Here is a 17,950-nt window from a genome sequence, read left to right on the forward strand (position 1 = left end):
TCTATGAATATATAGCATCCTTCCATCATTTTCTATCGGCTATGTTTTTTCATGTCATTCTGTGCTACAATGCTGATAATGGAAAGGAAATGATATGCATGGAAACCAGACGGTTTGATAAAAAGGATGTAAAAGAGGTTGCACAATATCTGAAGGAAGGTAAGGTTGTGGCATTTCCAACGGATACGGTGTATGGACTTGGTGTTATATATGAGAATGAGGAAGCTTTACAGGCATTAAAGGAAAGCAAGGGGCGTCCGGAGAATAAACCGATTCCCACGATGGTAGCGAATGTGGAACAGATGCAGCAGATTGCTGTTATGAATGAAGCTGCGTGTAAGCTGGCAAAGGCGTTTATGCCGGGTGCATTTACAATGATTCTGAAAAAGAAGGAAACACTGCCCGCCTATGTCACAAACGGGTTTCCTACGGTAGGGATCCGCATGCCAAATGACCCCTTTGTTTTGCAACTGATTGCAGAATGCGGAAAACCGCTGCTAGTAACGAGCGCCAATCGCTCCGGTGAGGAAACAGGGGTACGGGATGAGCAGGTGTTGAAGCAGTTGGATGGCCGCATTGATGCCATTGTCCTTGGAGAGGCGGATGGAAAGCTGGCCAGTACTATTGTGGATATGAGTACACAGGAGGCTGTTCTCGTACGTGAGGGGCCTGTAACTGCTGAGGATATCCAAAAAGTGTTAAGCAAAGCTTCGTAAAATATTGAAAAAGGAGCAGCTTTTGTCTCCTTTGAATTTCTTATAGTTATGATGTCAAGTAGATTGACTGAAAATCAGAAAAAATGAAATTCAGCGTCCTATTACAGGCTTGTTTTCTCATGATTTCTGATTTTTTTCGTCCCTCTGTTCATGAGATGGAATTGTGATAAAATGAAATCGTAGAAAGCAGTGAGGACATTATATGAGAAAGAAAAATATTTTAAAAATTCATCTTTTAGGTGAGTTTTATATGGAAAACAAAAACTACCGGTTTCCGCAGGAGACAAAAAAGAGTACGCAGTTGATTTTACTGATTGCCTATCTTATTATGTATCGGCATACCGTGGTTTCAAAGGAAAAGCTCATTCGTATATTATGGAAGGAAGATGAATCGGATAAGCCGGAGGGAGCTCTGCGCAATCTTGTTTACCGCGCAAGGAAGGAATTGCAGAAATTTTATCCGGATAAGGAGGATGTATCCTTTATTCTGTCAAAAGGAAATACCTATGCATGGAATACAGAGATACCATGCGAGATCGATGTGGTGGCGATGGATCAGTTGTGTAAAGCCATTGAAACAGAAGAAAATCCAGATTTGTGCTATAAGAGCTGCATTGATCTTTTGAGTAATTATATGGAGGATTTCATGTTTGAATTTCATTCACAAAGCTGGGTGGAGCTGCAGAAGAACTATTATGATAATATTCTGATGCGCGCAACTAACCGTACGTGTAAGCTGCTGATGGAACAGGAGCGTTATGATGAGGTTATTAAGCTGTGTGATATTTTGGGGTTCAAGCATTATGCGAATAATCATATACATGAATATAAGCTGGAGGCGTATCGGCAGACACATCAGCTTTCGCTTGCCTTGTCCTATTATCATAAGGTAGCGGATATGTATTATGGACGTCTTGGTATTGAGGTCACCCCTTTATGCAGAGAGATTTATGAGGATGTTGTAAAATGTATTTCCAGTAATCCGGTTGATGTTCACGAGCTGGAACAGCAGTTAAAGGATGATCACCGGCATGATGGAACGTTCTATTGTGATTTTGATGTGTTTAAGAATATATATCAGATGAATTTGCGTTCTGCGAGAAGATCCTCCCGTTCCAGATATCTGGTGTTGCTGACGATGCAGCAGCCTGAGGATTTAAAGGAAGAAATACAGCAGAGAGAATCTGATATCCTGCGGGATGTGATTACTACCGAGCTGAGAAAAAATGATGTGTTTTCAAAGTGCAGTCCGTTTCAGTATTCGTTGATTATTGCAACTGCATCTGTTGAAGGCTGTGATAAAGCAATCAGCCGAATCGTGGATAAGTTTGAACAGAAAAAGCTTGTTGCGGAATCTACGCTTGTGTATGAGTATAAGCATATAAGCTGAGTAGAGGAAAGAGACAACTGGATAAAGCAGCCAGCTGTCTCTTTATCCCTGTACCCTATAGGTCATGCTTAAGGGAGTTTTTTTACAAAATAAAATTCATCTAACCGTTTTATTACCATTAGGGTGTATGATAGAGTAGTAAAACAGTCGATTAAGATAAGAATGCATATATGCATATATTTGTTTTCTGAACGAAAGGAAGATGTATATGAGAAGGAAATATAGATTGAAGAAGAATGTGAAAAAGTTTCTCTACAAGGCAGGAATTGTGTTCATTTGTTTGTTCATGCTGATGAATCTCACAGACCTTTCAAAAATGGAAGGTATTTTTGCAGCAGATTCTAATATTGACTTACAATCCTATATTTTAGAAAATATAGGTGGAGCAGGAACAGATACGCTGGAGGTGCAGAGTGGACAATCTTTCTATATACAAAGTAGTTTCTCTATAAACTCAACCGGTGGAACAGGTGATAGTTATACCAGTGGCACATTGGCATTACGAATTCCAGAGAAGGCGGTTTTCAATGAAGCCGCAACAAGACAGCTTCTGCAGGATTATCCATCAATATTTAAAAATTTTGAATATGATCCAATAAGCCGTATGGTCACATTCAGTACTGATGGTAATTTTAACAGCGGAGTCAGTGGAACAGTATATATGTCTTTCCATTATCCGAATATGACTACAGAAAACAATTATTCTGGTAAATTTGACAATATACAGTTTACGGCTTCTACAGCAAGTGGAACACAATTGGAGCCTATTTACACGGATAATCTAGTCGTCACGAATAAAGCTACTCAGGAATGGGAAATACAGAAGGCGATTGAAAAACAAAACGGCGAGGATTATGCTGTAAGTTCTGATAATAAGAATTACGATATTAAATATAATCTGCATGTTGATCCTGTAGATCTTGCAGATCGCTATGGACGTTTGGAATGTACAACCTTTGATCTTGTGGATACACTGCCAACACCATTTACGGACAGTATTACAGATAAAACAGCAGAGGGTTATCCTGTCGGAGGTGGAGCCCATAGTGTTCAAATAGTTGCTAATGCAGGTGAAGATATAGAAAGACATCTTCAAGAGGGTACAGATTATACGCTTGATAAAGCTGCTGATGGAACAATCGAAAAAATTCATTTTAAATCTGCTGCAATGAATACAGCTGCCGGAAACGCTATAGAGGAGGGTACTATGGTAGGTACAACCTTCCAGGTGAATGCGTCATACGATTACAATGCATATGAGATACCGGTAAATGAAAAAGAAATTGAAAAATATCTGCTGAACAATCAACTGCAATTAACATATCAGCCATTGGGTGAATCAGTTAAAGTATTAAACAGTAATGCGGCTACTGAACTAGGATGGAAAGATCCAAATCCTGGTTATTATGAAATAAACGTACAGAAGCAAATTAAAATCGGTACTGGCTCATTGTTAGATGAAATTACTGAGACCAGAAATTTTGATTCAGAGTTACAAAAGGCATTCCTGAAAGATGGTGATGCGATTGTATTTGGACTTTACAAAGATGCAGCTGGCAAGACTCCGGCTAAGGATAAGGATGGAAACACAGTAGAAACGATTTCTATAACAGGAAAAGGGGATAATGAAAATGGTCAGTTAACTTTTGAAAACCTTTTAGCAGGAACTTACTATCTAAAGGAAACTATGAACTTTGACGGGTTTAATACACCTTCTGTAAAGAAAATCGTTATTGCAAAAGATGGAACAATCACTGTAGACGGAACGGTATTGGCAACGGGTGAGTCCATTAACTTTGTCAACTCTACAAATGATAAAGGCTTTGGATATGTGGTGTTCTGGAAAAAGGGAACAACTGCTATATCAAATACGGCAGATAATTATATATCAGGAATCACGTTTAAACTGACTTCTAAAACAGATGCATCGAAGACGTACACAGCAACATCTGATGCAAACGGCCGTGTCCTGTTTCAGGGCGTATTGGCAGGGGAATACAAGCTGACTGAGGTTGACCGTGGAGATGGCGAATTTGAATCACCATCCAATGACTGGAAAGTAAATGTAATTGGTAACCAGGTCAATGTACCCAAAAAAGCAAATGGAAGTGATTTAGATAAAGATGGGAATAAACCATATATCAAAAACACATCAACAAAGGGTGGTTTGCAAATCATTAAGAAAGACAAGAGCGGTGGCGAAATGCTTACGGGTGCGGAGTTTATCGCATATGGTCCGTATAATTCTGAAGACGAAGCAAAGAATGCCTCTATAACAGCGGATACAAAAGGAACTAATATCGGCAATGATTTTACAGACGGAAAAACATATTTTGCATTATCCGCAGGCTGGTATATCCTTGAGGAAACAAAGGCACCTAAAGGATATGCTTTGTCGAAAACACCTACGATATCAGAAGTAAAGCCAAATGTACGCAATGAAGTTACGATTGAGAATGAAAAATTCATATCTCTTGATGTAAACAAAAAGGGAATACTGAAGGAGGGGCAAACTCAGCCATCCGTGGAATTAGCCGGTGCAGAGTTTACGGTTTATACAAACAAAGAGTGTACAGTAGTTGCTAAAGATTATACAGATCCGGATAATCCTAAGGACGCCATTCTTACAACTATTATTTCCGGAGGAAAATCAAAATCTAACATAGTGATGTTGAAAAATGAAGGCTCCTACTGGATTAAAGAGACAAAAACACCTCAGGGGTATACAGAAAAAAATGAAGCTAAAGAATTAAATGAACTTAATAAGAATAACACATATAAATACACCTATGAGGCAACAAATGTTGCAAGTACTCTTGGACAGATTAAAATAACAAAACAGGATGCTTCCAATGTAAATATAAAACTAGAAGGTGTCAAGTTTGATATTTATAACGAACAAGGCACGAAGGTTGATACTGTAACCACAGACGGGAATGGAGAAGCTGAATCAATCTTTTTACCAAAGGGTAAGTACACAATCAAGGAAGTATCACAGCCTGAAGGGTATTCCAGTAAATCCATAAATCGTGTTTTTAGTAAATTGGATAATGGCGAATTTGTAATAGATTCCAGCGGAAATGATATAGAAGTAAATGATAATCAGATAACAGAGGGTATTATAAAAAATGAGCCGCTCGTTTCTTATCAGATTAAAAAAACAGATGATAAGAATAACGTTTTATCCGATGTCGGCTTTAAGCTATATCCAAGTAGGGACGATGCTGAAAATGATACAAACGGTAAAACATATACATCAGGGAATGACGGTATCATAACATTTACTGATTTGGAACCGGATCAAACCTATTACTATAAAGAAACCAAAACAGCATCTGATGCATACGTTTTGGATGATCAGATACGTACATTTAAAGCCCCTGGTAAGGATGAGAACTATAAACAGGATATTACTTCTATTGAATCTATAAAAAATGAAAAATATGGTTACTTTAAGGTTATTAAAAAGCTGAATAAGTTCGGAACAGAAGATGCAGATCAGCTTTTAGGAAATATTGGATTTACTTACTTTCCAAAATCAGAAAATGGCACTGCAGCAACTGATTTAGAAATTGCTAGAACTAATCATACAGCATTGTATAAAAAGACGGACATGAATGGAACATTCACTTCAGAAAAACTAAAACCTGGAGAGTACTGGCTTCTTGAAGATGATGATGAGCGCTATCAGAAGATTGAAGCAATTAAGATTACTGTTTCCTCAGGAACCACAGTAGAAAAAGAAGTTGCAAATACAACAAGTTACGGAAGATTAAGCATTAAAAAAATAAGTTCAATCACTTCGGATACTGCAGTATCCGGTGCCAGGTTTGCTGTCTACAAATATGTAGAGGGTCAAGATTATGCTGATTATGTAAAGAATCCTGGTTTAATTGAATTCAACATTACTGAGACTAGTGGTATTCATACGGAAACTTTAAAACCCGGAATTTATGCTGTACTGGAGATAGCACCGGTAGGAACCAATATGCAGGAGTTTACACCGGATCTGACGTCAGTTCATAAAGTAGAAGTAAAAGCAAACGAAGTCAATAATGAATTAGTTGAAACACCTGTAAAAAATATTCCAAAAGGTCGCTTTTATCTTCTAAAACAGGAAGTATGGGGGCAAGATTCAGCTACAAAAACTAAATTTAATCAGGAGATGGAATTTGGTATTTATACAGATAAAGAATGTACAAATGAAGTAATGACGATGCGTAGTTCTACATCCGGTGTTGTACTTTCACCATATCTGGATGCCGGAACCTATTATGTGAAAGAAAAACTCACAGAGGAGCAGAAACAATTATATGGAACACCAGACGCCAAACAGGTGATTATTCAGGCTGGACAGAATAACGAAAAGGTCAATGTACCAAATGATAAAACAGGTGGTTCTAAAGACAATCCTGTTTCCTTTGAGAACATACCGTTAAAAGGTAAGATTCAAATTACCAAAGTGGATCGGGACAAACTTAATGATTATTTGAATGATGCTCAGTTTGCAATTTATAAGGAAGTTGATAAATCAACTGCAGGCAAAGAAACATACACGATTAACGGACAGACATATCATCTGTTAAAGGTAGGTACGAATGCTGTAACAGGAACTGCCGATGTAAATGGTGATGGTAGAGCTGATACCGGAGAGGCATTTACCGGTTATCTTGATACAGGCACATATTTCCTAAAAGAAGTAAAAGCTCCCGATGGATATCAGATGGTAACAGAATGGACAGGACCAATTACGGTAACGGCGGGAGAGATAACAAAAGAAACAGTTATGAATTATAAACCGCAGACTGTCACAGGAGAAAAGGTTGACCAGGAAAAGCAATTGATTACTGATAAAGGAATTCAGATTGCACTTCTCGATAATGAACAGAAAGCAAACACGTTGCAAGAGTCTTTAAAAAATAAGCAAGATGCTACTCTGGACGACTTAAAGGATCAAAACAAATGGAAGAATTATGGTATTCTTCAGATTGCGGAAGTAGATAACACAGGAAGCTTCTCCTTTACAGAACTGGATACGGACAAAACTTATTATGTGGTGGAAGTAAAAACGCCGGATAAATATGACAGAGATACAACTGTACATGCAGTTACTGTTAAAGAAAAAGACGGCAAATATGTATTATATGAAAGTAATACTGAATTCCAACTCGAAAATGTGGAGCGCGGACAAATCAAGGTGAAGAAGATTGTTACGCTCTCCGGTAAAGACTTTCCTGTTGACGGTGTAAAATTTGATATATTTAAGGCTGAAAATCAATCTGATGATTCAAATAGTATGAATACAACAGGAGCTGCATTGTCGTATACTACAGGAACTTTCGAGGGTGGAGTTAATGGAACTTTCCTCAGCACCTGGCTGACACCTGGCTGGTATATCCTGAAGGAAGTTTCTGTACCGGATAACCTTGTAAAACCTGATGACAACCAGATTTGGAGAGTCAAAGTTGAGGCTGGAAAAGTAAATACAACACATTTTGACGCCCCAATTAAAAATACTGCTGCATATGGAAAATATTATTTAAAGAAGGTAAAAGACGGTGATGATACTAAACTGTTAGATGCAACTTTCCGTTTGGAGAAAAAGGATACTGCTACAGGTAAATATACTACCGTTCAGGAAGCTGTTAAGTTCAATAAATCTGAGGGTATATATGAATCTTCATTCCTTCCAGCTGGAGATTATCGCTTGATAGAAACCTCTGTAGAAAAAGGGTATACGGTAGATAAGGAACCAATTGAGTTTACAATTGAAGCAAATAAAATAACCGGTATGGATGGAGATGTCATAAAGGCTCTTGATGCATATAATGATAATCCGATTGTTGTGAAAAACAAGGCGCAGGGTGCTTTGAAAATTAAAAAAGTAGGTACTGAAATAAAAGAGGAAGCTGAAGAAGAATTGAGCGGTATTGAATTTAAGCTTTACCGTAAAGTCAGCGATAATCCGGATACAGATACCATTGAGAAAAATCTGGTTGCTACAGCTATTTCTTCATCAGGGTACATCAACATGGAGAATCTTGATGCAGGAGAATACTGGTTGAAAGAAACCAAAGTGAATGAACCAAATGAAAAACTTGGTTATGTTCCAGGTAAAGTTGTATCTGTTAAAATTGAGCCGGGAACAACAACAACCAAGACAGCGGATAACGAAGATTTTAAAAATGATTCCACATATGGCAAGCTGAAGATAACAAAAACAGATGAATATTCTAACAGTCCTTTATCGGGTGCTGTATTCTGGGTTTACAGTGATCAGGATTGTACAAAACTTGCAGATACACTTTTGACAGGAGATGATGGAACGGCATATTCAAAGATGCTTCCTACAGGGTCTTACTGGTTAAAGGAAATAGCAAGTCCTACCGGATATCTGTTATCAAATGAAACATATGGACCGTACGAAATAAAAGCCCAGGAAATTACTGAGGCAGATACAACGATAACGAACAAACCTTCACAAAGCATTAAAATTATAAAGACAGATTCCACTTCCACAACAGATACAGTGATTTCTGAGCAGTATATGAAGAAGGCTGTGTTTAGCATCTATGAAACAAAAGATGATGCAATATCCAATAAAAATCCAATCCAAACTGTTAAAGGTGAAGATGGTGAATTGGTATTCACAAATTTACAGCCTGATACACCCTATTGGATTATGGAAATCACAGCCCCGGATGGATATACAAGGATAACAGATCCTATAGAGGTGCAGACGGGTACTAAAGCGAAAGAACAGTCTATATTAGAAGTGCCAATAGAAAACTCTCCACAGGGAAGTATTATGGTAAACAAGGTCGCAGAATGGGATTTGAGTGATTCTTCTACAGGTGTTACTGAGAAATTGCCACTTGCAGGAGTTACCTTTACACTTACTAAGTCAAATGATCCATCCTTTCAGCTGGAAAAGAAGACAGGTAAAGACGGAACAGTGGAATTCAGAGGTCTGGATGCAGGTGACTATACACTGACGGAAACAGTTCCTGAGGGATTTGCAGATACTGACAAAAAAAGCTGGAACCTGACTGTAGAAGAAGGGCAACAGAACACTACACTTACAGGGGAAAAAGCTATTGTCAATAAGCCAAATCAGGGTAAATTCAAATTTCAGAAAACGACAATTAATAAACAACTGATATCCAATGTCGAGGAAGCAACCTTTAAACTGGAAAAGAAAAACAGTTCTTCATGGGATACTATGGATGGATATGAAAACTTTACGGTAGATGATGCTGAAGGAAATTTTGAAAGCGGCATGCTGGAGCCTGGAACCTATCGTCTGGTAGAGACAAAAGCTCCTGAAGGTTTTGCCATCATGGAGCCTATTGAGGTCGAGATAAAGGCAAGTCAGATAACAGCGGTCACAAGTACTGATAAACAGACTGTTGAAAATGAAGCCCTTGGAAATGTGAAGCTTGTGAAGTACAGTGATTCTTATATTTATGATGAAACTGGAACAAAGGTACCGATGAAGGATGTAATTTTCACGTTAAAGAATAGCGATGGCAATTCCTATCCTTCTATAAGTACCGATAACAATGGTATTTGTGAATGGAAAAACCTTGTTCCAGGCGATTATACCATTGAGGAAACAGCAGTAAATGGTTATTCACCGCTGGTGACTCTTAAGGTAACCGTTAAAAAAGGACAAAGTACGATAAAGACCTATTATCCGGAAGGTACTTCTAACGGAGAGGTATACAATACGTCCACGCATGGAAGGATTGTTATTCATAAAACGGATGAAAACAATAAAGCATTAAAAGGTGCGCAATTCCAGATATATAAGAAAGGCTCATCTAACCCTGTAACGACAACCCCTCTGGAAACGGATGAAAACGGGTATGCGTTCAGTGATTTACTGGAAGCAGATTCGAGTGGAACGATGTATATCGTGAAAGAAACCAAGGCACCGGATGGATATACATTGGATGAGAATTACAACGCTATAAGCAAAGAGGTTGTTGTAAAGCCTCTGCAAAGTACGGATATCATTATCAGTAACTTGAAAGAGAATCCAGATACTTCCAATTATGTATCCTTTACGAATAAAAAGGATGATTTCTATAAAGATTTCGGTGTTTCTATTGGAAAAGAGATTAAATATGGTGAGGGAAGCTTTACCACGGATGAGATACCGGAATCTGAAACGAAGTATTTGCTTGGAAATGATCAGAATGTCACATTTAAGATTAATGGATATGCAGAGGGTAAGAATGAAATTGCTGCCAAGAATGTGACAGTGACAGATACAGCGTTGTATATGTATTATATGGACAACGGTCAATACAAAAAGGAAATTGCACGTGTAAATGACTATACAATTAATCGTATAACTGTTTATCCTGCATATACTGGCAGTAAACAGGAGGATTCAAATCCTGTTCATGCAAAAATTGAATATCAGACATTTGGCAGTAATAATTGGAACCTGTATGCTGACAGTGAAACAAAACTGAAAAATCTGCAGAAAGCAGGTGTCGAAGGAATCACGATGGATATTTCTTCGCTGAATGCCGTGCATTTCAGAGTAGTGTATGAAGGAACAGATAAAAACTTTTATGCGAAGGGCATTGACTTCAATGTAACCTTTAAGGACAGATATGCTCTTGCTAGTTCTGATGTTCATGAAATTCGCAAAGCAACAAATCAGGCACAGGTTGATTATCTATATGATGTTAAAGATAACCAGGGAAATACAACATCTCAAAGTGATACGCACGTAAGTAATGAGGTTGCTATCAAATTTCCGCTCCGTCAGAATATTTCACCAAAAGCAAATATTCAGATCAGAACGGATGAAGGAACAGCATTCTCTCCTGGTGATATTGTTTATTATACGATTACGGCTTCCAATAGGAGTAAAGGAACAAATGCACCTGATCTGGAATATCCGATTATCAGTTTTGATTTACCACAGGATACTTCACTTATAAATGATTATAAGAACATGGGAAGGCAACTTCTGGTTCTGTATGGAGCTGAGGATGATGCGCAGATCATAGAACCGGAAGATATGGAAGTGACTACAAGTGAAATACCATTAAAAGAAATCAATAATAAGGGGGAACTGGTAGAGACAAATAAAACGACAAAGAAGGTTACAATTCAGCTGAAAAAACTTAGCATTAACACAAGTAAGAAGCTATATGTTAAATTTGGTGTCCAGATTGCGCAGGCATCAGTAAATACAGGACTGCTCGCGCCATGCTATCTGACATCAGGAGCCAAACTCCCTGCATCCGCAGAAAATCCTTATGGTAACAGTGTGGTATTTGATGTATCCAGCGATAGTGATATTGTTGAAGATAAGGCTTTGGATAAAGTACTTGGAAATGATGAAATAGGTGGAAAGAAATTTGCTTATTCCGGAGTTCAAGTCAGCGTAAAGGTCAGCAATAATCTGAACGTCTATAAGGAAGTAAAGGGACAGTATGATGAAACCTATCTAAGTACTGCAAATATTGCTTCCACAGCACCGAATGGAAGTATTTCATACAATATCGTATTACAAAACGGTGCTTCTGATCAGAACATCAGAAAGGCGAGAGTCGTCGATATCCTGCCTTTCTATGGGGATACCATGGTATCCAGGACAAATGCTGGCGGTACGGTTACTCAAAGAGGAACAGAGCTGAAAAAACGACCAATACTGGAAAGCGTTTCTGTAATTAACACTGATGGAAGTGAAGTTACACAGCCATATACCATTTATTACTGTGTAAGCAATGGCATTTCAGATAGTGATATCACCTCAGAATGGACAAAAGAAGAAAGAGAAAAAGCAACAAGAGAGACAGAATTACCGATGCTGTACGGAAGCTGGAAAGATTCTGATAATGTATGGACAAGCGGTGCGCATACCTGGACGAAAGATAAACCGACAGATATGAGCAGTGTTACTGCCATTGCTGTTGAAATTGACACACAAAATCAGGCAATTAAACAGTACGAGGGATTTAAGGTTCATGTTGAAATGAAAGCTCCTAATTATGCAACGGATGAATTAAATGATGTACTTGATCATGTCATTATGAATTCTGCTATGGGTGCAGTTCTCCGCTTTGGTAAAGCGGAGGATAGTATTGATTTATCAGATACGGTGGAGAATGATCCTGTTAAGGTAAAACTGACACTTGCGAAAGGAAGTATTGGAGATTACGCATTCTTTGATCGTAATAAGAACGGAATACAGGATAGTGAAGATATTCCTGTAACCGGTCTTCAGGTAAAACTGCATTCTTATAAAACTTATAAAACTGCAGGAGGCAAAGTCATAAAAGAAGAATTGGAAGAAAAGCAAACATCTACAAATGAATTAGGATATTATAAGTTTGATAATTTGGATTGCAATGAAATGATTGATAAGAATGGTGATTCAAAAGATCCGGAGAATTATGTAGGTGGTTCTATTTACAGTTATCAGGTAGAATTTGCGACTCCACAGGATGAATCACAATATACTTATATTCCAACCATTCGATTTGCCGGTAATGATAATACAGTAGACTCCAATATAGAATCAGTTAAGAAAAACGGTAAGGAACTTAATTTAAGTGATGAAGTCCAATTGAAAACGATTCATACAGCTACTGGTGAAATCATTGGTGAAGATAACATAACGATTGATGCCGGATTCAAAGCATTAGGTGCATTGGGCGATACTGTTTGGATTGATAAGAATCGCAATGGTATCCAGGATACGGATGAACCTGGTGTCTCAGATGTAACTGTACGACTATATCGTGTTGATGATTCAGGGAAAACCGGAAATGCTATTATGGAAACCAAGACAGACCATAATGGTAAATATTTATTCAATGGTCTGCTGGAAGGGAAATATATAGTAGAGTTTGATATAACTGATACGAATTCTTACGGCTATGCTCCTTATTCTTTCACAGTTCCATATGTACTTGGAGATAGCTCATCCGAGATAGATTCAAACGCGAGGGAATACAAGGATAGCAAGACAGTTGCAAGAAGTGATGTGATAAATCTTGCGGATCATTCTATCGATCTTAGTATAGACGCAGGTCTTACGTATTATAGTGCATTAAGCGGATACTGCTTTGAGGATCGCAATTACAATGATATACAAGATATCGGTATTGCTTTACCAAATACAATTGTTGAATTATACAGTGTTGGTGATGATGGCAGACGTTCTGCAGCACCTATAAAAACTACGACAGTCGGCAGTGATGGCAAATATTTCTTTGATCATCTTACTGAAGGTTATTATCAGGTGAAGTTTATCTTCCCGAATGGTTTTGAAGCTGTAGAACCGCATCAGGGAAACGATGAAATTGATAGTGATGTTTCTGAGGAGCTGGATGATTTACGTCAAAGCGGATACACACCTGTATTCTATATCGCACCTAACAGTCTTGAAGAGCACTGGGATGCAGGAGCGGCACGATTTGGCAGTATCGGTGATTATGTATGGCAGGATATCAATAAGAATGGTATTCAGGATACGGGAGAGCCACCGATAGCGGGTGTTCCAGTCTATCTGCAGATTCGTCAAAAGGGCGAAAAAACTTGGAATTTCTATGCGGCAACCGATACAAATGAGCATGGCAGGTATGTATTTGAAGGTTTAAAAGGAAGCGAATATACAGGTATTGAATATCGTGTTGTCTTTGATCTTCCATATGATACGAAACTCACGACTCCAATTTCCGGAAAGGATATCCGGTTAGATTCCAATGCACTTGCCAATTATATCAACGGCTGGGGCTTCCCTACAGACACCATTCATCTTGGTTATGGACAAAATGATATGACGTGGGATGCTGGTATTATTCAAACGTCAGGTAGTATTGGAGATTATGTATGGTTTGATAAAAATAAAAATGGAATACAGGATGAGGAAAACACAGGAATTTCCGATATACGTGTAATTTTGGAACGAAATGATAGTGATGATCTGAATGCTGAAGCATGGAAATATTTGGCTGAGACAAAAACTAACCGTGCAGGTTATTATCGGTTTGATGATCTTCAGCCAGGGTACTATCGTGTGAAGTTTTATTTAAAGGGATACACTGTTACTATTCCATTATCAGGAAGTGATGCAAGTCTTGATTCTGACGGTTATGAGAAACAAGGTGACTGGTATTTGACACGTCCGTTCTATTTGGATGATGGTGGCTTCGATATGACGTGGGATTGCGGTGTCTATAATGGAAGTGAAATATTCAAACATCCGGAAATCTCACAGATCACAAACGGCCCGGTTAATACAGCGGATACAACAGATAATAAATCACTTTATGTATTCGGAGGTTCTTTACTTGCCTTATTTGTATTAGGACGGAAGCTATATAAAATTAACAAATCATAAACACTGAATTTTTTAAAGAGAGGAAATGGCTTTTGCTGTTTCTTTTCTTTTTGTGATGAGATTATAGAAAAACCTTAATATAAAATAAATGTATCGTTTTAAAAGAATTAAATTCATTATGGTTTCATCAGGTTTCTGCTGTTTTACCCAGATCATATAATCGTGGATGGACAAATCCTCTAAGAATTGTGGTTAGAATAAAATTACTTTTGGTCACAAAATATAATAAAAAAAATATATTTTACTATCTGTGTGACCACTCTGTGACGATAGAAGCTTATGATATATGTGTAAGATGAAAAGCGAGGCGTTGGATATGTTAAAGGCACTGAAAAAAATGATTACTATTACAGCATGTTTCCTGATGGTGATGGGAACTTCATCCATGATTCATGCAGAAGAGGCACAGACCTTTGCAGCAAGATATATTCAGATTTCAACGGATATCTCCCAGAGTTATGATACAAGGACTTTCTATGTTACTAATTTAACAAACAGTGTTCTTGAAAATGTTCAGTATTATGATACAAATGGTACTGTAAATACAACTGCTACACTTCAGCCTGGTCAGACTATTACGGTGAATGTAAATGTAGGTTCAGCAAAAGGTACCAGCCTTAAAACAATATGTAATGATCAGGTAAACGTTCAGGCAAGCAATGATGCCTATTACATGCCGGTCAGCTTTATTGCGGATAATACAGTAGTGGAAAGCAATACAGTTGTGAACCGTTATGGCTCTGGCGCAAGCTGTTCAGCTCCTAAAACAATCACAAATCCAAACAATCCGGGTGCAAAATATCAAATTAACGGATCCAACTACAAACAGGTCTCCTTTGGTACTCCATCTGTTGACTTCACATACAGCCGCGTTGTACGTAATCCATACACCTCCAATGTTAGCTATGTCGATCAGGATGGAAACGGGATTGGCAAAGATTCCTTCACTGTAACAGAAGCAAATGGCGGATCCTTCACTCCACAGTCTGTCATCACAGCAGCAAATGGCAGAAGCTATAAGCTGATGAATGGACAGGGGGCTGTTTCTCAAAGCTATGATGATGGAGCAAGGAACTATACCTTCCGTTACCAGCTGCAGGAAAATGCAGCTGCAAGACCTTATTTCATCACTGTGCGCTATGTAAGCGACGGAACACTGCTGAATGCGAACACCTACACAGTAACAAACGGGAAAACAGTAAAAGTGACTACACCTGCAACTTATACAACACCGGATGGTATAGAATATAAGAGAAAAAGCGGAGAAGAAGCATCGATTTCTCACAGCTTTGATCAGGGTATGAAAACCTATACGATAGAATATGAAAAGAACGTAACAGACAGCAATCAGCCTTACAGCATCCGCATCAACTATGTAGATCTTCTGAGTGGAAGAACTATTTCCAGTAAAAGTGCTGATGTAGCAGTAAATAAAACTGTTTCTATCAACATTGATTCCAGTATCAAGGATGGCGATACAACCTATACACTGGCAAGCGGACAGCCAAATGCTATTTCCCATAAATTCGGAAGTGCACAGAGAACATATAATGTATACTATACGGAAAAAGGGAAAGAAGTGGAAAGCTATGATGTAGCAGTTGTTTATTTCGATATCACCAACAATCGCGTGCTTTCTTCCAGAACAGTAAAGGCTGAACTGGGCAAGGAAGCTACAATCTCAGCACCGGAAACGGTAAAAGACGGTGATAAGACATACACTATGCTATCCGGACAAAATAGAGAAACAAAGCATTCCTTCTATTCTTCCAGAAGAAGATATATTTACTTCTACCGTGATGTTGAGGATACTGCAAATGAAGGTACTGTCGTTACACCGAATGCCAATGGGAATACAACAGTTACTCCAGTTGGTAATGATACGGTATTGACAGTAAATCCAAACGGTGACTTGACTGTACAGACACCAAACGGCAACGAAGTTTTGGATGATGATAACAACCTGGTTCAAGAAGAAGATAATGATACACCACAGGGTGGAGGAAATAAAGACAAAGATAACACAACAGATGTTGATGATAATAAAACAGCATTAGGTGGGAAAACAAAAAATACGACTGATTATACCGGCTGGTATATTGGTGGCGGATGTGCAGCTGTGGCACTTCTGGGTCTTGCATTCTTCCTTATAAAGAGAAAAAACAACAGAAAAAATAGTGAAAATGCATAAATATGAACAGACAGACTAGGAATCTGTCTGTTTTTTCATTATAATGAAGATGTTTGTTAAATATAGGATATATAGAAAAGAGATGATATATATGGATAAAGTAAAAGCAACATTGTTTGGTACTTTCCAGATTAGTTTTCAGAATACGATACTGGAAGAAAACGAAATGCATTCCTCTAAGCTTGTGGCATTATTTTCCTATATGATGATTTATCATGATAGAGTGGTTTCCGTTACGGAAATGATGGATATCCTATGGAATAATGAAGAAATAACGAATCCCAGAAATGCCTTAAAAAATCTGACATACCGTCTGCGTAAGGTTTTGCAGTCAACATTTGGTGTCAGTGATTTTTTTCTGACACAAAGAGGCTCCTATTCCTGGAATCCCGATTATGAAATAGAATTAGATATTGAGCAGTTTGAAACCATGGAAAAGGAGTTAAAGGAAAAAGAACAGGTGAATCAGGAGGATATTACACGAATGTGTGGTATTCTTTCCCTATATAAAGGAAAGCTGTTGCCTTCTATTTCATCCTCACACTGGGTAATTTCACTAATAACCTACTTCCATTCCCTGTATTTGCGAAATGCGAAGCAGCTGGCACTTCTATGTGGAGAAGCTGAGGATTATGATAATATGAGTGAGATTTGCAAAAATGCTCTCCTAATAGATCCTCTTGATGATGAAACACAATATTTGTTTATTAAGGCACTGCTTCTGCAGGGGCATGTGGATTTGGCAAAAAAGCAATATCAGACAGCAAGCCGCATGATGTATGAAAGTCTGGGAATACGGCAATCGGAGTATTTACAGAAAATATATATGGAGATTATGAAAAAACAGGAGGATACGGAAGAAAATCTGGATACGATAAAGGATGATCTGCTGGATGATCCTATGAAAAAGGCATTCCAGTGTGAATATGGTGTGTTTCGTGAAATATACCATTTGGATATGCGGCGCAGTGAACGGCATGGTTATGCTGAATATGTTGTACTGTTTACGCTGACACAGAAAAAATTCGCAGGTTCTGACAGTAATTTATCTCTGTTAAATAAAGAGATGAAAAAGCTGGAGACAGTGGTAATGAGCAGTCTTAGAAATGGTGATGTTGTTTCAAAATATAGTGGGAACCAGTATATCATGCTTTTATATGGCTGCAATGCAGAAAATATACAGATTATTGTAGATAGATTGATTAGCCGATATGAGGCACAAAGCAAGTTTCATATGTTTGAAATAGAATATACCTATGATGAGATAGGAGCATGAAGGA

At 38.1% G+C, this 17,950-nt stretch carries 5 protein-coding genes; all 5 read left to right on the plus strand.

Annotated elements, in window-relative coordinates; genetic code table 11:
- The first annotated feature begins 98 nt into the window (after nucleotides 1-98).
- Nucleotides 99-716, plus strand: coding sequence for a threonylcarbamoyl-AMP synthase (locus GKZ87_01005; GenBank protein QSI24175.1), 618 nt, complete (start codon nucleotides 99-101; stop codon nucleotides 714-716).
- 202 nt (nucleotides 717-918) lie between these two features.
- Complete coding sequence (locus GKZ87_01010; protein ID QSI24176.1) at nucleotides 919-2,106, plus strand: hypothetical protein; 1,188 nt, start codon at nucleotides 919-921, stop codon at nucleotides 2,104-2,106.
- A gap of 208 nt (nucleotides 2,107-2,314) precedes the next feature.
- A complete protein-coding gene (locus GKZ87_01015) occupies nucleotides 2,315-14,479 on the plus strand; it encodes a hypothetical protein (protein ID QSI24177.1) in 12,165 nt (4,054 codons plus the stop codon).
- Nucleotides 14,480-14,765: 286 nt separating this feature from the next.
- Complete coding sequence (locus GKZ87_01020) at nucleotides 14,766-16,670, plus strand: hypothetical protein (protein ID QSI24178.1); 1,905 nt, start codon at nucleotides 14,766-14,768, stop codon at nucleotides 16,668-16,670.
- Between the two features lie 82 nt (nucleotides 16,671-16,752).
- Nucleotides 16,753-17,946, plus strand: coding sequence for a hypothetical protein (locus GKZ87_01025; protein ID QSI24179.1), 1,194 nt, complete (start codon nucleotides 16,753-16,755; stop codon nucleotides 17,944-17,946).
- The last annotated feature ends 4 nt before the right edge of the window (nucleotides 17,947-17,950 follow it).

This window comes from Erysipelotrichaceae bacterium 66202529, from assembly GCA_017161075.1.
Taxonomy (GTDB): domain Bacteria; phylum Bacillota_I; class Bacilli_A; order Erysipelotrichales; family Erysipelotrichaceae; genus Clostridium_AQ.